The following is a 22,592-nucleotide window of genomic DNA, read 5'->3' as shown; positions in this document are numbered from 1 at the left end:
GCGCCTGCCGCAAAATCGATTAGACGGCGGTGTCCTCGCCGTAGTTGCGCGCCTTGGACATCTTGCCAATGCCCGGGTTGAATGAGTTGGTCGGATCACAACACTTGTAATGCGCCGCCAGATCGGGCTTGGCTTTGTAGAGGTGTCCGACATTGTGCTCGGCCGGGTATTCCGCACCGCGCTGATCAAACAGCGCTAGCATTGCGGCCTTCAACGCCTTTGGGTCGGCACCTTTCCTGACCACGTAGTCCTGATGCATCACGTGGCACATGAAATGGCCGTAATAGAGCTTGTGAACCAGTTGGTTCTCGATCTCGGGTGGCAGTTTCTCAAGCCAGTCCTGATCATTGCGGCGCAGTGCAACGTCCAAAGCGATGATGTCTTCAACCTCATTCGCATGGATCGCCATATACCGCACGGCGGCTCCGGCAGCGGCAAAGCGGTGCAGACCTGCGATCTTGGCTTCGCGCGCGGTGCATTCAAAGAAATCCGCGTCGCGATCTTTCAGGAATTCGGGTAGCCAGTCACTGGCCTCGGCAATACCGTCATCCTTCATTTTCAGGATAAGGTGGTGTTCGTAGCGGTTGCGGAACGCGATCATCCTCTTCGGCAGAACCCGTGGCCAGACCGAGACTGCCGCCTGCATGAACCGGTCGGTGAAATTCCGCAGGAACGGAATGCGCCGCAGCCGCGCATCAACCGCGCCCTTCATGGCAAAGAACATCGGCAGCCGGTCAGTGCCCAGCTTATCGATCATCACAACCGTGTCTTTGCCGTATTTTGCCGTGATGTCGAACACCTCGCGCTGCATGTATTCGGCAGAGACCGGCAGGGATTTGAAATCGGACAGAATATGACGGCGCAATGCGGCCAGATCATCCGGGCTGTTGCTGCCGATATAGAACACCTTCTCGGCCTGGTTCTTGGGGAAGGTATCCAACCGCACGGCGAACACGGCCATCTTGCCCGCAGATCCGGCGGATTCGAAAAGCTTGGCTTTGTCCGCATTGAACCGCGCCGGCGTTTCGGCGTCCACGTCCCGCACGATCAGCGCGTAATCACTGGCCGAGGCGCGTTTATTCGTGGCTCCCGGATTGCGGTCGAATTTTCCGGCGTCCAGACTGGAGAGGATTTCTTCGGGCGTGTTGCCCAGATCGATGCCCAAATGGTTCACCAGTTCCAGCTCACCTGCCTCGGTGATCTGCGCATAGACCGACAGTTCGGTATAGACCGGCCCACGTTCGACCAGCGACCCGCCCGAGTTGTTGCACACGCCGCCCACAATCGAGGCGCCGATGCACGAGGACCCGATCACCGAATGCGGCTCGCGCCCCAGCGGGGCCAGCATCTTTTCCAGCGCAAACAGCGTGGCGCCGGGAAAACTGACGATCTGCTCGCCATTGTTCAACGGTACCAGAGTATCCATCCGGCGGGTGTTGATCAGAACCACGTCGCGGTCATAGCTGCCCGACGGGGTCGAGCCCTCGGTCAGACCGGTATTTGCAGCCTGCATGATGACGATCTTATCGGCCGCAACGCAGGCTTGCAGCACTTTCCACTGTTCCAGCAGGCTGCCGGGCTGGAGGACACAAAGCGCCTCGCCCTCGCCCGAGCGGAACCCGCGACGAAACCGCTCTGTCGCGCGTTCTCCGGTCAGGACATGACGCGACCCAACGATTGAACGGAAATGTTTGATCAGCTCATCATTGGTCACGGCAGCCCCCGTAGTGGTTTATGCGGCGCGGAACCGAATATTCTCACGGCTCAGCTGGTCGACGCTGGTGACGCCCATCAGTTTCATGTCACGCTCGATCTCGGCCCGCATCAAACCCAGAGCACGCTCGACACCGGCCTGCCCTGCGGCGGCCAGCGGATACAGATAGTGCCGCCCGACACCGACAGCCTTGGCACCAAGCGACAGCGCTTTCAGGACATGGGTGCCGCGCTGGATACCGCTATCCATCATCACGTCCAGCTTGTCGCCGACCGCGTCCACGATCTCGGACAATTGATCGAAGGGCGTGCGAGAGCCGTCCAACTGGCGTCCACCGTGGTTCGACAGGATAATGCCGGTGCAGCCAATCTCAGCCGCGCGCTTGGCATCTTCGACGGTCATGATGCCCTTGAGGCAGAACTGACCATCCCAGTCCCGCACCATCTGCGCCACGTCATCCCAATTCATCGACGGGTCCAGCATATCGGTGAAATACCCACCGATCGAGCTGGCACCACCGCCCATATCCACATGCTGTTCCAATTGCGGCAAGCGGAATTTCTCGTGGGTGACGTAGTTGATCCCCCACATCGGCTTGATTGCGAACTGGATCATGCCGCCCAGCGTCAACCGGAACGGGATCGAGAAGCCGGTGCGCAGATCACGCTCGCGGTTGCCGCCGGTGATGCTGTCGACGGTCAGCATCATGACCTCGACGCCCGCCTCTTTGGCACGCTGCATCATTGCGGCGTTCAGGCCACGATCCTTATGGAAGTAAAACTGATAGACCTGCGGGTTCTTATGTTTCTGCCGCAGCTCCTCCAGCGATACGGTGCCCAACGAAGATACGCCGAACATGGTGCCGTATTTCTCGGCCGCCGCCGCAACGGCGCGTTCGCCCTGATGGTGGAACAGGCGCTGCAAGGCGGTGGGCGAGCAATAGACCGGCATATCCAGCTTTTGCCCCATCACCGTGACCGACATATCCACATCCGACACCCCGCGCAGGACCGAGGGCAACAGATCACATCGGTCGAACGCATTGGTGTTTTCCCGATATGTCACCTCATCATCCGCACCGCCGTCGATGTAGTTGAAGATCGGCCCCGGCAGCCGCTGTTTGGCCAGCTGCCGGAAGTCGTGGAAGTTATGGCATTGGTTCAGACGCATTGGGGCAGCTCCTTAGTAAGCGACTGAAGGCAGCCAGGTGGCGAGGGTCGGCCACAGGAAGACCAGCGCCAGACCAGTCAGCTGCAACAGTACGAAGGGGATGATGCCCTTGTAGATGTGCATCAGCTTGATCTCGGGCGGGCAGACGCCTTTCAGATAGAACAGGGCGAAGCCCACCGGCGGTGTCAGGAAGCTGGTTTGCAGCGTCACCGCGACCAGGATCACGAACCACACCAGCGCCGGTTCATCCAGAACGCCAAAGCCTGGAATGTCGATGCCAAGGCCGTTCACGATGGGGCGCATCAGCGGCAGTACGATCAACGTGATCTCGATCCAGTCCAGAACGAAGCCCAGCAGGAAGACGATGAACAGGATGAACAGGATCGTGCCGTTGGCGCCGAAGCCGGTGGATTGCACCACGTGTTCGATCAACTCGTCCCCACCCAGTTCCCGCAGGACATACGAGAACACGGTCGCCCCCAGGAAGATCGCGAAGATGTAAGCGGTGGTGTTGAAGGTCGACACCAGCACGTTCCACAGTTTCTTGAAGGTCAGCTTGCGATAGCCCAAGGCCAGCAGGGTCGCACCTAGCGCGCCGATGCCCGAGGCTTCGGTCGGCGTGGTCAGACCGGCAAAGATCGAACCCAAAACCGCAAGGATCAGCATCAGGGTCGGGATGACCGCGATCAGCACATCCTTGACCGCAGCCCAGTCGGGGGCCGTGGCACCTTCGGGCACGGGGGCCGCGTCGCGTTTCACCAGTGCGAGGATGAAGATGTAGGTCAGGTAGAGGCCACCGATGATCACTCCGGGGAAGACCGCAGCCATGAACAGGTCACCCACAGACAGGGCCATCTGGTCGGCCATGATCACCAGCATGATCGACGGCGGGATCAGAATGCCCAGCGTGCCCGAGGCCGAAACCACGCCGGCAGCCAACGTCGGCTGGTACTTCTGCTGCATCATCGAGGGCAGCGACAGTACACCCAGCAGCACCACGGATGCACCGATGATGCCGGTCGAGGCCGCCAGAATGATCCCGATCAGGGTCACGGTGATCGCCAGACCGCCGCGAACGGTACCGAACAGGCGCTGCATCGAGGACATCAGACGTTCGGCCACACCGGATTCGTCCAGCATCAGACCCATGAAGATGAACATCGGCAGGGCGACCAGAACCGCGTTGGACATGGTCGCATAGACCCGGTTCACCACGGCGCCAAGGGTCAGGTAGTCGAGGCCAGTAAAGGTGCTCTCAAGCCCCGTCCACAGCATCAGGTCGTTGTCGAACAGATAGGCCAGACCGCAATAGGCCACACCTACACCGGCCAGAACCCAAGCCACCGGGTAACCGGTGAACAGCAGCGCGATGAAGGTAAGGAACATCGCGATGACCAGCTTTTCCTCGGTCGTTTCAACCAGGAAAGTCAGGCCGACGCAGACGGCGGCAAATACGGCCAGCACCAGCAGGATGCGGCGCAGCGGTGCGCCTTCGCGTTCGGATTCCGGTCCGTACAGCAACGCGTGCCCGTCGTGGATCAACCGCGCCAGCGCAGCCAGTGCCAGCAGGACGAAGCTGATCGGAATGACTGCCTTGAAGGCCCAGCGTGCAGGCAGGCCGGTGGGGCTGTCCGACCGTTCGTTGACGCGGAAACTTTCGTAGAAATAGTCATATCCCTGATCCACCATCAGATAGATGAACGGGGTCAGCAGGGTCAGGATACCGATCACTTCGATAACCCGCTGCGCGCGGCGCGACAGCTGCATATGCAGCACGTCAACGCGCACATGGCTGTCCGTGATCAAGGCATAGGAAATGCCGATCATCGTGACGATGCCGTAGAAATGCCACTGGATTTCATCCAGCTTGGGATAGTTCTGGCTGAACAGGTAGCGCAGCGAGACCTGAGCGAAAATCGCGCCCATCAGCAGCACGTTTGCCCACATGACCACATGGCCGACGGCCTTTACGCCAGAGTCGATGGCGACAGCAATCTTCTGACGGTCTGTCTCGGGGTGCTCCAGGATGCCTTCATAGGCTTCGACCGGATCATTGAAGTTCTTTTGGCTGGCCATGGTCATTCCTCGCACAGCAGCCCGGAGTGCGGGCAGTGATTGGTTAGAAATTCCGAGTAGTAAGGATAAGGGCCGGAGCGGCGGTCAAAGCCGCCCCGGCATCGTCAGTGAGGGAGATTACTGACGAGGGAGGAAAGCGTTCGTTTTCCAGAGGTCGTAGCCGTCCCGAAACTCGGTCATGTCGGCCAGAACCTGTGCGAAGAAGGCGTCATTGGCGGCTTCTTCAGCAGCAACCTCTTCCCAGGTTGCACGGAACGTATCCAGCATCTCGGGCGACCACTGCTTGATGGTGACACCGTTGTTTTCAACGTTGTCGATCAGAGCCGCGTGCTGAATGGCTTCGCCTTCGGCAAAGCTGTCCGCCATCGAGGCCTTACAGGCGTTTTCGATGATCGCTTTGTGCTGATCGGTGGCTTCGTTCCAGACGTCCTTGTTGATCAGCAGTTCGAACACGGTCGCTTGCTGGTGCCAGCCGGGGAAGTAGTTGAATTTCACCAGCTTGTGGAAGCCCAGACGCGCGTCGATGGCAGGCATCGAGAACTCGGTCGCGTCGATCGCGCCTTTTTCCAGCGCGGGGAAGATTTCACCACCCGGCAGCAGCGAGGTTGCAACGCCCAGTTTCTGCATCACTTTGCCGCCCAGACCAAAGAAGCGCATCTTCAGACCGTTCAGGTCTTCGGGCGAGTTGATCTCGGTTGCGAACCAGCCCGAGGTTTCGGGGGCGATGATGGCACAAGGCAGAACTTTGACGTTGTAGCCCGCCTGATCATACATCTCCTGATACAGTGTCAGGCCGTTGCCGTAATACATCCATGCCATGTATTCGCCGGCCTCGGGGCCGAACGGAACGGCCGAGAACAGCGGCGCGGCCGGGATTTTACCCGCCCAGTAACCGGCAGTGGTGTAGCCTGAATTGATCTTGCCGGTGGAAACGGCGTCCAGAATCTCGAACGGGGGAACCAGTTTGCCCGGCTCGTAGACTTTCATCTTCAGCGTGCCGCCCGACATCAGGTCCAGCTGATCGGCCACGCGCGGGATCGGCGAACCCAGGCCCGGCAGTTCGGTCGAGAATGCGATCGGGGTTTTCAGCAGCAGCTTGTCAGCGGCAACCGCGGGCGCGGCCAGCAGGCTGGCGGCCACGGCGAGGCTCGTCAGGGTCTTTTTCATAAAATCTCCTCCAGGTTGGTCAGGGCGTCTACCCCAATCAGTGGCGCAGGCTCTTCCAGCGCCTCTCCGGTGGTAAATTAACTTTACCAGTCTAGACCAGTCAACAATTTAATTTACCACTGGTCAAACCACCCTCGTCCACGTCTGCGCAAAATTTGCGTTATTCCGGAACATTTCTACGACTTCAAGCTTTGGGATTTGCCCATTAATCGTTCGAATACATAAGGCTGTGCCCAATTTTTCCGTCCAATACGGTCGCTTGAATTTTCGCCTGACATGGTTATATTTATTTACCAATAACTCCTAATCTGACACTTAGCGGAGGCGCAGCGCCATGAGCCCCACGGCAATTTTTGAACCGGTCGGACACGAATCGCTGGCCGAAGCCGTTGTTGCCCAGATCGAGGATCTGATCGCGTCCGGCATCCTGAAACAGGGCCGCAAACTTCCGTCGGAACGGGATCTTGCCGAGATGCTGCGGGTATCGCGGCCAAAACTGCGCGAGGCTCTGGCGGTTCTGGAAGAGCGCGGTCTGGTCACCACGCAACATGGTGAGGGCACGTTTGTGGCTGCGCTGACCGGGCAGGCAATGATGCCCGCGCTGCTGGCATTGTACGAACGGCACGAACCCGCCTTTTTTGATTATCTCGAATACCGGCGCGAACAAGAGGCCTTTGCCGCCCGCCTTGCGGCTCGACGTGCGACCAAGGCGGATAAAGAGCGGATCGCAGACATTCTGACCGAGAATGAACGGGCCTGGCAGGCAAAAGACACCAAGGCCTCGCAAGAAGCGGATTTTGCGCTGCATTCCGCAATCGTGGATGCCAGCCAGAATGCGACCCTGATCCACATGATGGCTTCGATCTACGAACTCACGCGCAAGGGTGTTTTCTATAACCGCGATTTTCTGAAAACGATTGACGGCACCGGAGAGAAATTGCTGGCCCAGCATCTGGAACTGGGCAAGGCCGTTATCGACGGAGATGAGGCGCGCGCCGCAAAAGCCGCAACAGACCATATCGATTTTGTCGAAGCGTCCTTCAGATTGGGGATCGAACGCAATCGCCGAGAGGCAATGGCCGAAAAACGCAGGATGCTGTCAGGGCAGTAACGGCCATACGTGTGCGGGACCGTTTCTGATCATCATCCGGGTTGCGGAATGACTCGGAATATCTCGATCTCCTGCCCCAACCCTTTGACCTGATGTTCTCCGATTGTCTGGACCAACGGCCGGACATGTCCTGCCACGTTTGATGACACCAGAAGGGACTCGCCCAGTTCTTTGCACAAACCCTGCACGCGGCTGGCAATGTTGACGGCCGGGCCGACAACGGTGAAATCCAGACGATCGGGGCTGCCGATATTGCCAAAAGTCACAGCGCCATAGTCGATACCGATGACAAACTCGATCGCGTCCTCGCCCCTGCGGCCAGCCGCAGCATTGTAATCCCGCAAATTGTCCAGCGACTGTGTTGCCGCCTTCACCGCTGCCGCGCAGGCGGTCTGAGCGTCGTCGCTGGCCTCGAAAATCGCAAGAACGCCGTCGCCCATGAATTTCAAGACGTCGCCACCCTGCTGGTGAATCGGAGTGACGACCATTTCAAAGTAATCCCCCATCATGGCCAGCAGTTCGGTCTCGGGCCAGGTTTCCGATTTCGCCGTGAACCCCCGAAGGTCGGCGAACAGAATAGCGGCCGACACCGCTCTGTGTTCCCCACGTTTGAAATGGCGGTTGCCGATTTCTCGTGCGGGTCCGTCGCCCAGATAGGTCCGCAGCAGACTTTGCTGGCTTTCCCGCATCGCAATCGGCTCCAGAGCCGCCGCCAGCGCATGGCGTGTGGATTCGATCGCGGCCAAATGCGCATCGGTGAAGCCACCTGCATCACCCGTGCAGAAACTTGAACCCTGAACCGAACCGTCACCGTATTCCAGCGGTATGGCGAAGAAATCGGTGACGCCACCCTCGGCAAGCTCGGCATAAACCTCGTGCTGCACCGTCAGGTCCAGATCCATAATCCGCTTACGCAGGCAGGTTCTGGTATCGACAACATGTTGAAACGGGCTGCCTTGCCACGAGCTTGTGGCCAAAACCCCTGCGGGCACGGTGTATTTCCGCGCCCCGTCCGGCGTCCAGATCATCCCCCAAGCGCTGATTAAAGGGTTGGCATAGCTTTGCCCGATCCGAACCCTGGACAAGGGCACGCCCAGTTCCGTCAAGGCGTGGCAATAGCGTGAGATGATCTGGGTTTCATCACCCAACATCCTTCCGTCCGAAACCAACCACGCGTTCAGCTGCGCGACATTCTGCATGGGTTACCCTCCGGCAAAGACACTAGCCCGGATCATGCGCTTCGCAATTGATCGGCTGATCAGGGCAAAAGATCGGACACCTTGCTGAACCCTGCCAGATCAAACCCGAAAGAAATCGGATCTCCGACCCTGTTTTTGCCTTCGACCGTCAACTGATCACCGGCCCGCATCGCTGACATCCAGTCCGATGAAACGGGGGAACGGGCAAAGCAACCCTGCGCTTCGCAGGTCAGAAATTCGAGGCGCGCGACCTCGGCGCCATCAACCTTGGCAGTCAGTCCCTCAGAGAACAGCAGACCAAACGGCAGTGTCAGCACGGTTTCGGCCTCGTCTTTCCCCGCCGGTTTCACGAACGCGATCGAGGTAAGCCTTTGGTTGTTCTCGGTCAAAACAATGCTTTGGGTCATTTCGCAGATCAGTTCGGTGCCGTTGACCAGATTGCTGCAATTGACCGACCACAACGGCGCGTCGTTTTCCTGCGCGGCAAGAGGAAGTGCCAGGCCCAGTGCGGCCCCCATTGCGCAAATCCAAGTTTTCATACTGCTGTCCCTCATTGATTAGAATTGTACGCCCAGACCAAGACCGACCTGCACGGCCTCGGTCGAGTCTCCGAACATATGATCAAGGCTCAGATTGATAAAGCTGCTGTCATCCAACGCGAACAGCCCCAACCGGGCCGAGACCAGCCCATGAGTATCGCCGATATAGCTGGTGTTCGAGAACCCTCCGTCCGCGGCACTGGCCCCCGCAAACCCGGCGCTGACCGACACGGTGTCGTCCGACGAGATAATGGCACCGGCCCGCAAGCTTGCGCGCAATTTCTGCGAGGCGCTCAGGACCTGTTCCGTTCCGATCTCCAGCGACGGTGTCAGCGCATAGATCATTTCGCTGTCGTCCTGCAGGACAACCCCCGACAGGGTTGCGTCGCCGTTGGCGTCGGTTGCCAGACGCATGGCATCTACCGCGATTTCGGGCCGCAGATAAGAGCTGCCACCGGCAAACCTGTGGTCATAGGCAAAGCTCAGCCGCAGGTTCTGGTGGTTCATCTTATGCTTGATCGCGCTGACGCCAACGGTGTCCACAATGCCGCCGCCGGGCAGCATACCGATGATCCCGCCCGCCCTGAGGGTGTCATAGTCGGACCACCCGGCGGACAGCATGGCGGCAAACTCCCACGCGCCGGTGTATTTGGTCAGCGACGCACCAAGATTGAACCGATCACCGGTCGCATTGTATTGCGACCCGTTGCGCAGGCTGATCCGGTCATGGCCCACTGCAAACCCGGCGTAAAGCTCATCCCCGACCGGCAGACGGACACCAGCCGTGAGGTTGGTGGCGTTGATGTCCAGCTCATCGTAGATGCCGGTCTGGTCACGGTCGTAGAAGGACCTTCCTGCGTTGAACCAGACACAATTGCGCGGATCGTCTCCCGCCTGATAGTCAGTAAAGCGCTCGCAATTGTGCAGGGTGTCGGCGAACACACGGTTGCCCTGATAGGCATCTACCGCATCCGAGGCGTAATCCCCCACAGTCAGTTCTTCAATCGCAGCGATCACGTCCACCTCGGACATCATGTTCCCGATCAGCGCCAAAAGTTCACCTTGCGCGGCCGATCCCTGCCCGTTCAGTACCTGGTTGATGTAATCCCCGACGGCTGCCTGGTTCGCGTTCATGTTGGTGGTCGAATAGTCCGGTGTAATCACCAGATCGATCGAGCTGCCGTCCGAGGTCGAACCATTCAGGCCAATCGAGTAATCCAGCACCACGGTGTCCTGAATCGTTGTACCTGCATCCGCCGCGGTGCCATCGGGGTTGACGATAACCAGCGGCAAGGCCCGTTCCAGCGTGTTCAGCTGTGGCAACAAGGTGCCGCCCATGGTGGCATCGCTGGTGACATTGATCAGATCGCTGTCACCGCCCGAAGCCCCCGAGGTCAGGAAGTACACGTCAAAGACCGAGCTTGCGGTGGCGCCAAAGGCCAGGCTACCGGTCAGGTTCGTGGTCTGGCTGACGTTTCCGGCAAAGACAAAATCGCCAGCCTGAACACTAGACGTAAACTCGGTATTCAGGCCCCAGTTCGCGCCCAGAACGAAGTCGCCGTTGACCTGCATCACCCCGGCATCGCCAAGGTTGATCGTGTCCAGTGCATAGAAGGCGCCGCCATCCTCGACGGTCAGGCTGTTGGCGCCTGCGCCTAGGTTCATGTTGCCAAGGGCTGCGCCCGCAACCGAGACCTGCTCGTCACCGTCGCCGCCATTCACCAACTGGTTGTTCCCGGCAAGCAGCACCGTGTTTTCCGACAGCGTCAGCGCGTTGGTTGCACCTCCGTCCACAACGATCGAGGCAACAGAGTCCGCCTGCCCCGTGCCGCCCATGACGACACCATCGAAGCCCAGCGTGATGGCCTCTGCCCCGTCGCGCCCTTCGGATTGCGCCAGAACGCCGATGCCGCCTTCGCCGACCGACAGGATATTGCCGGTCAGAGCCATGTCGATGGCGCCGCCCGACCCCGCGCCGCCCGCAGTTCCGCGGAAGACCGAGTCTACCATGCCGCCACCGCCGCCCAGCGACTGCACCACAACGCCCATCGCGTTCTCTCCGGTCGTCACAATGTTCCCGGTTTGAGTAAATACAATGTCACCGCCATCGCCACCATTGGCCGGCGAGAGATTTACAGTGACCTGACTTGGCTCCAAATCTGTCGACACAAGGCCGCCACCACCGCCAATGCTCTGAATGACAAAGCCATGCGATCCCGAGCCGCTGGTGGTCACGTCTCCGATATTGGTGAAGTCAATTTTCCCACCGTCACCGGTTGAATCGTCTTGCGCGCCCAGAGTTACATCTGCACGACCAAGTCCGATGATGACAACTTCACCGCCACCCGCGCCAATGCTTTGGACGCTCTGACCAAAGGACCGGTCACCGCTGGTGAACACGTCACCGTTCAGCGAGAGATTGAGATCGCCGCCATCGTTGCGGAAACTGGGGTCCGACCCCAGGATCACAGACGCAGCCTTGTTCGTATCAACTGCTCCGGTGCTGTTCAGCACCAGTTTGCCGCCGCCGCCGCCGATGGACTGCGCCGAGCCCGCGGATGAGAACGCGCCATCGGTGCCCACATCCCCCATCCGACTACCGTTTACATCTCCGCCACCGGCATCGCTGGTGTTGATCGCGCCCAGACGCGCGGTGATGTCGATACCGTCGCCATCCTGTACATCTACATTGGTTGCCGCACTCCCGCCGCCGCCGCCGATGCTCTGCAACATCATAGCCGTCGATCTGTCGCTGGTCGTTGCGATATTACCGGTATGCGATTGTGCAACCTGACTGCCCGCCATGCCCGAAACGTCATCACCACCCAGGGCAATATCGCTGCTGACGACGCTGCCAGTTGCGCCACTGGTCGTGGTGGTGAAATCGACAGAGGTATTGATATTGCCACCGCCGCCGTTCACGGACTGGGCAAAGACGGCCTGGCTGCCCTCGCCGTTCACAAGGATGTCCCCGGTTGTATTGACCGTCACGTTGCCCACCGACCCGGTGGACCCTTCGCGTGCTCCCAGAGCCTGCGAAATCGTGTAGTCCAGCACTGAGACTAGCGGAGACGATACCGAATACCCGGCATTGCCGCCACCGCCGCCAACAGATTGCGCATAGATACCGAACCCGTTTGCGGCATTCACCACAATCGCACCCGTGTGGTTGACCGTGACGTCGCCGCCATCCGCGCCATCCCCTCCGGACCCGCCAATGGCGATCTTGGAATAGGATTTTCCGGTCATGGTGTTCTTGAGGTCATTCACATCCATGGCAACGGCCAGCCCGCCATTGCCACCGCCGCCACCGACGGATTGCGCAAAGATGCCATAGGCCCCAGCGCCATCCACACGGATGTCGCCACTGTTGGTGACCACCACGTTGCCCGCGATGTTGCCGCTGCCGCCCGAGCCACCGATGTTCAGCTGCGCGGTCGGAGAGCTATTATCCCCGGTCTTGAGCCGCAGTGTCCCTGTGATCGAGCTGCCGCCGTTACCGCCGCCACCGCCGACGGACTGCGCAAAGATACCGTGGGCTCCGGCGCCGGTGGTCACGATTGTCCCGGCATTGGTCACCGACGCGGTACCGCCGATACCACCTGTGCCACCCGAGCCGCCTAGGCCGAATTGCAGCGCGCGCCGCGTGCTGGCCTCAGCCCCTCCATAGCGGCCATCAACCGAAATGGTCGAACCACCATTGCCGCCGCCCCCGCCAACGGATTGTGCAAAGATGCCGTGGCTTTCCGCGCCGGTGGTCAGGATCGTGCCATCAGTTTCGTTGACAACTGTCACGGTGCTGCCTGCCCCGCCGGTGCCGCCGGTGCCTCCGATAAGAATGGCGTTCGTCGTGGACCCATCTGAGGACCGGCCCAGAATGATGTTGCGCACCTGTTGCGCGTCACCACCGCCGCCGCCAACCGACTGCGCATAAATACCAACGGATTTGTCGCCTGTGGTCTGGATCAGGTCACGGTTGGTCACGGAAACAGCTGCCGACGTCGCACCCGTGCCGCCAGTGCCGCCAATGGACAGGGTCGCTGTGTTGCCGATCTCCTTCCGCAGGCTGATGATGCGGTTTTCGACCACACCCCCCATGCCGCCACCGCCGCCGACGGACTGAGCGTAGATGCCGTGCGCCATGGTACCTTCGGTCGTGATAATCCCGTCACTGACAACAGTCACAGTATCCGAGATCATGCCGTCGCCGCCAGTGCCGCCGATATTGATCGACGCGGTTGTGCCCACGGACGACGGATTAACCACTGCCTTGATCGTGTCGAGGTTCGACTGACCAGCCTGAACCATGCCGCCGGTACCACCTGCCCCGCCGATGGATTGAGCCATCAGGCCGATCGAGCGATCTCCGAACGTGGCGATCCGTGCGGTGTTGGTCACGTCGACTTTGCCGCCCACACCGCCGCTGCCGCCGGTGCCACCTATGGACAGTGCAACCGAGATACCCTTGCCGGCAGAGTTGCTGGCCTTGCCGCCAGTGCCGCCGCCGCCTCCGACCGACTGCGCGAACACGCCATGCGCGTCGGTGCCTTGCGTGACCACCATGCCCGCTACCACCGAGGTCACGTCGCCTGCAGCACCCCCGGTGCCGCCTTCCAAGCCGACCGAAAGGCTGGCTTTGTTACCTTTGCTGTCTCCGGTTTTTGGTGTTCCGATACTGATCGAGGTAGAAGACGAGTTGCCGCCGCCGTTACCGATGGATTGCGCGAAGAACCCGTAAGAGCCGTTGCCCGATGTGCTGATGATCCCGTTCGAGCTGGCATAGACATCACCGCCGCTGCCGCCAGTGCCGCCGGTCCGGCCGATCTGAATGTTGACGTTGCCACCATCCACCGAAGTCGAGGCCGAGTTGTAACCCGCGTTACCGCCGCCTCCGCCAACGGATTGCGCGAACAGACCATGGGAATTCGCCCCGACAGTGGTGATGTTCCCGGTATTGCGGACGTCAACCGAGCCGCCGATACCGCCTTCACCCGTGCCACCACCAATGGCCAGACCAAAGCCCTTGTTGGTGGCGTCCGAGGCCAGCTCATAGGTCATGCCAAGGTTCAGGGCCGCGTTACCGCCGCCGCCGCCGATGGACTGACCAAAGACGCCATGGCTGCTGTCCTGCAACGTGACGATATCGCCGTAGTGGTCGATATCCACTGTACCGCCATCCCCGGCAGTTCCGGCATCGCCGCCAATGGCGACAACGGCCGACACACCGGTTTTGTTGCCGGAAGAATCCGCCGGGTTGGTTTTGCCTTCCAGCTCGTCCAGCACCTTGTTGTAATTGGCGATGACCGAGTCATCGACGCCCGTGTTGGTCGGCGTTTTGCGGTCGGTTGAATCGCCGGTGCCGCCATTACTCTGGCTGCCGGTCGTCTTGCTGATGCCCACCACCGCGTTGATGCCAGCATCGCCGCCACCGCCGCCAATACTTGACGCCTCGATCCCGTGCGAGCCGACGCCATCGGTCGTGATGGTCCCCGCCGCCAGTGCAGCCGTGCCGCGCGCGACGGTCACATCGCCTGCGTCTCCACCACCGCCGCCAAAGCCACCAATGCCCATGGCAATGGGCGAGCTGTCCTTGGTACCAACAAAGGTCGCGTTGATGCCGCCGGTGCCACCACCGCCGCCGATGCTTTGGGCAAAGATACCACGAGCGTGATAGCCATTGGTCGAGATATCGCCGGTTTGCGTGACCACCACGTTGCCCGCGTCCGCCCCGATGCCGCCATGACCGCCCAGGCCGCCCACGATGCTCAGATCAGTCTTGCCGTCAGAATTGTTGGAATCGCCATAGTTCAGCTGCCCGGTCACGTTCAGCGCGCCATTGCCGCCGCCACCCGCGATGGATTGGGCCAGAACACCGTGTTTCCAGTTGCCGGCGACCGATACGGTGCCAGCATGATCCACGGTCACATCGCCCGAGATATTGCCGTCACCGCCAAAGCCGCCGACCCCAAAAGTGACCGACGGGATCTTGCCGTCCTTGCTGAGTGCAATACCGCCCGAGACATTCAGGCCGCCATTGCCGCCACCGCCGCCAATGGACTGCGCCATCAGACCGGCCGAACCATCGGTATCCGGTTTCTCTTCGTTGAAGACACCCATGTCGATGAACAGACGCTCCAGCCCGAAGGTCGAGGCCAGTTCCTCGGTCTCATCTACAATCGTATCACCCAGGAAGTCGCGCAGCTTGTCCTCAAACGTGGTGGTGTCGGGGATCGAGATATCGTCGGGGTTCGTCGTAACCGTGATATCCGCCTGGGACGTGACCGTAACGTTGCCCGCCTTGCCACCGTCGCCCGCGAACCCTCCGACACCAACGATCAGAGAGCTGTCGGACACGATCCCACCGGATACGTTCAGGCCGCCATTGCCGCCACCGCCGCCCAGCGATTGCGCCAGCAGGCCGGATTGCCCGGTGCCATGCGCCATGATCGTGCTGCCTGCACCGATGTTCACATCGACGTTCCCGGCATCACCGCCACCGCCGCCAAAACCACCGACACCGACGACTACAGCGTAAGACTTGCTGCTGTCTGTCTGACCCGCCCCGGGTTTGCCGCTGATCGCGATGCCGCCGGACACATTGGTGCCGCCGTTGCCGCCGCCGCCACCCAGCGATTGCGCGATAATTCCGCTGGCGCCTTTGCTTTCATCCACGGCGAACGAACCGTCGGATTGCTGCACCATCGGCACAGCCTGCAAATTGCCGGTGTAATCCAGATCAACGTCGCTGGCGTCACCGCCCGACCCGCCAAAGCCGCCAACACCCGCCGCGACCGAAAAGATCGTGTCCGACCCCGAAGGCTTGGTCAGCGCCAGAGACCCCGATATATTCACGCCACCAGTACCGCCACCGCCGCCAAGGCTTTGGGCGAACAGGCCATGTGAACCGTCGCCCGCCGTCACAACGTCGCTTTGAACATCCAGCGTCACCGCCCCAGCGTCACCACCGCCGCCACCAAAACCCCCAAGGCCCAGTGCAACCGCCGCGCCGGATTTCCCCGTCAGGTTAACCGCGCCCGAGACATTCAGGCCGCCATTACCGCCGCCGCCGCCAACCGATTGCGCCATGACGCCGATACTGTCCGTGCCCGTCGTCACCACCGAGGTCGTTCCACTGCTATCCGTCGCGGCCCGCAAGGTGCTGATCACCTCACCCGCATTGCCCGCGCCGCCGCCGAAACCGCCAACGCCCAGGCTGACCGATCCGCCGTTTTCCTGACTGATGCCAAGCGAGGCCGAGATATTGGTACCGCCATTGCCACCACCGCCGCCAAGGTTCTGCGTCAGAATGGCAGTACTGTTATTGCCACTGGTCGAGACTCCGCCCATGACGGTCGATTGCACCAGCGCACCCGCATCTGCGCCGCCGCCACCGAACCCGCCTACGCCGATAGCCACTGCCGCGTTGGCCGACCGGGACAGGGACAGGGCGGCCGAAATGTTGGTGCCGCCGTTACCGCCGCCGCCGCCAAGGCTTTGGGTCAGAATGCCAACCGAGTCGTCGCCCGTCGTGGTAACATTGCCGGTGACCTGCTGCGTGACATTTTCGGCCGCGCCGCCATCGCCGCCGAAACCACCAACACCGATCCCCAACGCGCCCGAGTAGTTGCTGGCCACCGAGATCGCGCCAGAGATATTCGTGGCACCATTGCCGCCGCCACCGCCAAGGCTCTGCGCGATGATCCCCGCCGAGCGTGCGCCCGAGGTGCTGACATTGCCGTCGAAAGTATTGTCGACCACGCCACTGGTGCCGCCATCGCCACCAAAACCGCCCACACCAATACCCGCCGCGCCCGACCCGGTGCGCGCAATGCTCAGCGCGCCCGAGATGTTGACGCCGCCATTGCCGCCACCACCGCCGACGGACTGAACCAGAACGCCGGTCGCATTGTCGCCGCTCGTGGTGACGTCCCCGGTTACCGAACCCGTGGCCGTACTTGCATTGCCACCATCGCCACCGGACCCACCGATGCCAACGCCAATTGCGCCGCCGCCGGTGCCCGAAATATTCACTGCGGCCGAGACATTCAGCCCGCCGTTACCGCCGCCACCTGCAGCGGATTGTACGAGGACACCGCCTGAGTTATCGCCTGCCGTAGTGACATTGCCCACAACCATACCGGAGGCCGTGCTTGCGTTGCCGCCGCTACCGCCACTGCCACCGAGCCCAACAGAGGCACCGCCGCTGCCTTTTCCGGCAACCGTCACCGTGGCCGAGACGTTCATGCCGCCATTGCCACCGCCGCCGCCAAGGCTCTGTACGATGACGCCACCGGACTCGTCGCCCTGGGTCGATACATTGCCGTTCAGGGTGGCCTCCGCCGTACCGCCATTGCCACCGGTGCCGGATGCGCCGCCAAGGCCAACGGATGCGCCGCCCGCGCCGGTACCCGCTGCGGCAATTGCGACCGAGATATTCATGCCGCCGTTACCACCGCCACCGCCGACGGATTGCGCCAGCAAACCGGTTGAGGTGTCGCCCAGCGTCACAAGGTTGCCGGTGACATCTGCGGTGACTGCCGAGGCGCTGCCGCCACCGGTTCCACGGCCACCCAGACCCACGGCCACTGCGCCCGAGCCTGTACCCGCGCCACCGACCGAGGCTGAGACGTTGAAACCGCCATTACCGCCACCGCCGCCAACAGATTGCGCAACAACCGCGCTGGACTGCGCGCCTTCTGTCCTCACGCTGTTGGCAACGGTCAGATTGACGATACCGCCCGTACCGCCGCTACCGCCTGACCCGCCAAGACCAACAGTTATTGCGCCCGAGCCCGTTCCAGCCGCCGCCAATGCGGGCGAGACATTAAAGCCGCCATTGCCGCCGCCGCCGCCAACGGACTGCGCCAGAATGCCTACCGAAGCATCCCCCTTGGTCACCACATTCGCCGTGGTGTTGGCCGTGACCAGATTGCCATCACCGCCGGCGTCGCCCGAACCGCCCAGCCCGACAGACACCGACCCCGCGCCGGTGCCCGCGCCTGATACGGTCGGCGAGACGTTAAAGCCGCCATTGCCACCGCCGCCGCCGAGGGACTGCGCGACAAATCCACTTGAGGCGAAACCATCGGTCAGAATGGTTCCGTTCGAGGTCAGTGTGACGTTGCCGCCATTGCCGCCGGTGTCACCGGACCCGCCAAGCCCGACGCTCACGGCACCGCTGGCCGTGCCCGCGCCCGACAGAACCGGGGCCACGTTAAAGCCGCCGTTGCCACCGCCGCCGCCAATGGATTGTGCCACGGCACCCGAGGAGCTGTCCCCGCGGGTTTCAACGGCGTTGTTCGACGTGGCGATAACGGTGTTGCCGTCTCCCCCACCCGCACCGTTGCCGCCAAGCCCAACCGAAACGCCGCCCCCGGCAGTGCCCGACCCCTGCACCGATGCGCTGACGTTGAAGCCACCGTTACCGCCGCCGCCACCAATGGATTGCGCCAGGAAAGCAGTAGACGAGTCGCCCTGGGTCAGGATCGTGCCGTTCGAAGTCAGCGTAACTGCGCCGCCATTTCCGCCCCCCGCGCCGGTGCCGCCCAGCCCGACGCTGACCGCGCCGCTGGCCGTACCCGCGCCTGCCCCGGTACCCGAGACGTTGAAGCCACCGTTTCCGCCACCGCCGCCGATGGACTGTGCAACCACGCCCGAAGACCGGTCGCCCGCGGTCACAATCGAGTTCGTTGTTGTCAGATTTACGGTCCCACCCGCCGCGCCGGTTCCGCCGTCACCGCCAAGGCCGACCGAGACCGCACCACTGGCCACGCCCGCGCCCGCCAGCGATGCGCTGACGTTGAAGCCGCCATTGCCCCCGCCACCTCCGACAGATTGCGCCAGAACCGCGGTCGAATCCGCTCCGCCTGTGCTGACGGTTCCGGTCACGCGACCGGTGACGGATTTCCCGATGCCACCGCCCGAAGCGTCGCCGCCAAGGCCCACCGTGACAGCGCCGCCACCCGCACCAGCGCCTGCGATCCCAGCGGTGACGTTGAAGCCGCCATTGCCGCCGCCGCCGCCGATGGACTGGAACACCACGCCGCTTGAACTGTCGGACAGCGTTGTGACATTGCCCGCAACCTGACCTTCGACCACACCGCCATCGCCACCTGTGGCCCCGCTGCCACCAAGGCCGACGCCGATGGACCCCGCCCCGGCGCCCGCCGCTGCAACACCTGCGGTGACGTTGAAGCCGCCGTTGCCACCGCCGCCGCCAATGGATTGAATCACAACGCCTGTCGACCGCGCGCCCTCGGTCCGGACGTCACCACTGACGCGCACGCCGGTAACCGTCCCGCCAATGCCACCGCTGCCACCGTCGCCACCAAGGCCCACATCGACAGTCCCCGCACCGGCACCGCCAGCCGCCAGACCAGCCGCGACACTAAAGCCGCCGTTGCCGCCTCCACCGCCGATGGACTGAACGACGACCGCTCCGGAATCGTCCCCGCGCGTGGTGACATCCGCGTCGACCTGAGCGGTGACAGTTCCCCCTGCCCCGCCACCTCCAGCTTTGCCACCAAGTCCCACACTGACCGACCCGGCCGCCGCGCCGCCGATATCGGCGCTGGCGCCGACGGCATAGCCGCCATTGCCACCACCACCACCGACGGACTGTGCCACAACACCGCTTGAAAACGCACCGCTGGTCTGGATCGAACTGCCACCCGCGATCAGAGTGACATTGCCGCCGATACCGGCACCGCCGCCATCACCGCCGACACCCACGTTAATGCCAACCGCGGCCCCGCCGCTAGCGCTGATCCCGGCCGCGATACTGCCGCCGCCGTTACCACCGCCGCCACCAACCGATTGCGCGATGATCCCGCTGGAATTTGTCCCCGTCGTAGTGACATCCGCCTTGGTATAGACCCGTACAAGACCGCCATTCCCGGCGCTGCCCGCCTGACCACCGATCCCGACCGAGACATTGCCCGAGAACAGGGCCGAGGCCCCTCCGGTCGCGGCCACGGCCAGGCCACCATTTCCGCCGCCACCGCCAACGGACTGGAACAGCATACCGGTCGAGCGGTTGCCGGTTGTCACAACCGTACCTTCAAAGCCTGCAGCCGTCGCAACACCACTGCTGTTGAACTGGCCAACTGTCACCGGACCACCCGTGCCGCCGGAACTGCCGCTGCCGCCAACGCCCACGGCCAGCGAACCGGACACCGGACCGCCAGAGACCGCAACAGACACGGCATAGCCGCCGTTACCGCCGCCACCGCCAACCGATTGCAGCATGACCCCAACCGCGTCGTCGCCGCCAGTTTGCACCGAAGCCGAACCGCTGCCGCTGAGAGTCACCGCTCCGCCGTTGCCGCCGCTGCCTGCCTTGCCGCCGACCGATACCGACGCCGCGCCAAAGGCCCCCACGGCAACCGAAACTGCTCCGCCCCCATTGCCGCCGCCGCCACCAACGGATTGCGCAAACACACCGGTCGAACGGGCGCCCGAGGTCTGAATCGCCGAAGGCTGGCTGCTGTCAGTGTTGGACAGGGTGACGTTGACGTCCCCGCCTGTTCCCCCGGCCCCGCCGTTGCCACCAATGGCCACGCCCACAAACGCCCCAACCGAGCCGGACGAGCCGCCATTGCCGCCGCCACCCCCGATGGATTGGGCCAGAATGCCCATCGCATCGTCTCCGGATGTGGTGATGATGCCGTCATTCACGATGGTCACGGTCGAGCCACTGCCGCCACCGCTGCCGCTGCCGCCCACGGACACCATGCCTCCGGACGAGCCGCCGTCACCGCCGCCGCCGCCGATGGATTGTGCGATGATGCCGCGGGCCCCGTCTTCGCCGGTCACGATACGCCCATAGTTGCTGACGCTGACCGCAGCACCCGTGCCGCCTTTGGACCCGGTGCCGCCGACGGCGACCAGACCGTAAGAGTTCGCCCCTGTTCCGCCGCTGCCGCCGATGGATTGCGCCATGACACCGTCGGCGCCTATGCCCGAGGTCAGGATGCTGCCGCTGCCCAGGACCGCGACACTGACCGTATCGCCGCTACCGCCATTCGAGCCGACCCCGCCCAAAGACAGGGACACCAGACCTCCCGCGGTACCACCCGAGCCGCCGCCGCCACCGATGGATTGCGCGACGATCCCGCGTGCGAAATCGCCTTGCGTTTCGATCGCACCGCCATGTGAAACCGTAACCTGACCGCCATTGCCACCATTATCCGCGCCACCGATCAAGGAAACCAACAGGTTGCCACTGGTCCCCGCAGATCCGCCCGAACCGCCAATGGACTGGGCATAGATTCCGTTCGCAAAATCGCCGGTTGTCAGGATGCTGCCGGTAGACGCCGTGTTGACGGTCACCGTACCGCCACTGCCGCCGTAACCACCGTCACCGGAGGACCCGACCAACCCCCACTGAGATCCGCCATTGCCACCGTTGTTCGACACACTCAGCGCATAGATGCCGTTGGCGGCATCTCCGGTTGTCGATATAGTGCCCTGTTGGTTTACGGTTACGTTGCCGCCATCGGCCGAGTGCCCACCGGTGCCGCCGCCCGGCGCCGCAAATCCGCTTCCGCCATCCCCTGCCTTGCCGCTGCGGCTGAACGCAAAAATACCGTCATTGCCATCACCTGACGTCTGAATCGTACTGGTCGAAGTTTGCGTCGCATTGACCGTGCCCCCCTTGCCGCCATCACCACCGTCACGCCCGCTCCAGAAACTCAGATACGAGTCACCACCCTGGCCCCCATCACCGCCGACACTGCCGACCTGCCAGCCGATATTGCTGGTCGCGTTGACATCGGTGGTCAGGGTCTTTGTCTGAGTTGGACCGTCTTTCCCGTCTCCGCCCGAGCTTGGCGGCACAACCAGCGCACCATCACGCCCGTTGCTTCCGTTCTGCCCGTAAACAACCTGGGTAACTCCGTTGGGTCCCGAGACATCCTCGGGCGGGGTCACCGTTCCGGTTGTGCCAGAACTGTTGAAGTTGCTGTCGTATTGGGAAACGGTCATCTGCGTTGACAAACTGGCCGTGCCAGACGCGCCGGAATTGCTGATTTGGGCCGTCGTTCCAGTTATGGAAACAATATTAAAAGCAAGCGGGGGATTGTCGGAATTATAGATTGTGTCGCCCGCGTCTTTGACCAGAAAAACATAGCCGTCCGCCGTTTCGACAAAGGCCGTTGTCCCCGCAGTTGGTGTCGAAGCCGGGTCTACAATCAGCGCGCTTACGGTAGTATCCAGGCCGGTTACAGGGTTGGCAACCGTATCGCCGACCTTTGAGGCAGAAGTAGGTGCGGCGTGCAATGTTGTTGAAATCAAAACAAAAAAAGAAACCGCGAACAGCAGATTTGATTTCATTTTACCCTCGAACCTCGCACCCGTTGCAGCCTGTACACATGGCAATCGTGTGCAATCCCGAAGAACAGCAACCTGCAATTCGACAAAACCCCATCACCGTTTCAGGCAGGGTATTCGCAAGCTATGGGAGATTGTTTTTTAAGAATTCACCTGTTAACAGTTTCGTAACCATTATTGCTCAAATGCAACATTTTCCATGCAGTTATCGTCTGACGTTGAGGTTTCGTTTGGGCCCGGCCGCGACCGCGTGCTCCAGCCCGTCAAACCAGTTTGAATTCTGCAAG

At 61.9% G+C, this 22,592-nt stretch carries 8 protein-coding genes; 1 reads left to right on the top strand and 7 read right to left on the bottom strand.

Translation table 11 applies throughout. The annotated features are described in order from the left end of the window. Positions 1-19 precede the first annotated feature (19 nt). The 4 genes from dld to ACR0KW_RS17700 all read right to left on the bottom strand — a co-directional run bounded on the left by dld (position 20) and on the right by ACR0KW_RS17700 (position 6,127). Positions 20-1,714 carry a D-lactate dehydrogenase gene (gene dld, locus ACR0KW_RS17715; protein WP_480806192.1) on the bottom strand — a complete coding sequence of 565 codons (1,695 nt, stop codon included), beginning with the start codon at positions 1,712-1,714 and terminating at the stop codon, positions 20-22. A gap of 18 nt (positions 1,715-1,732) precedes the next feature. Continuing rightward, entirely contained in the window at positions 1,733-2,884 is a 1,152-nt protein-coding gene (locus tag ACR0KW_RS17710) for an alpha-hydroxy acid oxidase (RefSeq protein WP_480806191.1), read from the bottom strand. A gap of 12 nt (positions 2,885-2,896) precedes the next feature. Beyond that, on the bottom strand, positions 2,897-4,960 hold the full coding sequence (locus tag ACR0KW_RS17705; RefSeq protein WP_480806190.1) for a TRAP transporter large permease subunit: 2,064 nt from the start codon (positions 4,958-4,960) through the stop codon (positions 2,897-2,899). 117 nt (positions 4,961-5,077) lie between these two features. Beyond that, positions 5,078-6,127: a TRAP transporter substrate-binding protein gene (locus ACR0KW_RS17700; protein ID WP_480806189.1), complete on the bottom strand. Its 1,050-nt coding sequence runs from the start codon at positions 6,125-6,127 to the stop codon at positions 5,078-5,080. A 334-nt stretch (positions 6,128-6,461) separates the two neighbouring features. Between ACR0KW_RS17700 and ACR0KW_RS17695 the strand changes: the two genes are divergently transcribed. Further along, complete coding sequence (locus tag ACR0KW_RS17695) at positions 6,462-7,238, top strand: FadR/GntR family transcriptional regulator (RefSeq protein ID WP_170326601.1); 777 nt, start codon at positions 6,462-6,464, stop codon at positions 7,236-7,238. 32 nt (positions 7,239-7,270) lie between these two features. Here ACR0KW_RS17695 and ACR0KW_RS17690 read toward each other — a convergent pair whose 3' ends face one another. The 3 genes from ACR0KW_RS17690 to ACR0KW_RS17680 are packed head-to-tail and all read right to left on the bottom strand — an operon-like array spanning position 7,271 to position 22,308. Further along, positions 7,271-8,437 (bottom strand): adenylate/guanylate cyclase domain-containing protein, encoded by a 1,167-nt coding sequence (locus ACR0KW_RS17690; protein WP_480806188.1) that lies wholly within the window; start codon positions 8,435-8,437, stop codon positions 7,271-7,273. Between the two features lie 59 nt (positions 8,438-8,496). Next, the gene (locus ACR0KW_RS17685; protein ID WP_480806187.1) at positions 8,497-8,976 is read right to left on the bottom strand and encodes an invasion associated locus B family protein; all 480 of its coding nucleotides are present in this window, start codon (positions 8,974-8,976) and stop codon (positions 8,497-8,499) included. A gap of 18 nt (positions 8,977-8,994) precedes the next feature. Further along, complete coding sequence (locus tag ACR0KW_RS17680) at positions 8,995-22,308, bottom strand: hypothetical protein (protein ID WP_480806186.1); 13,314 nt, start codon at positions 22,306-22,308, stop codon at positions 8,995-8,997. Positions 22,309-22,592 lie beyond the last annotated feature (284 nt).

This window comes from Ruegeria sp. CG11 (assembly GCF_056537245.1).
This window is presented reverse-complemented; position numbering and strand designations above follow the sequence as displayed.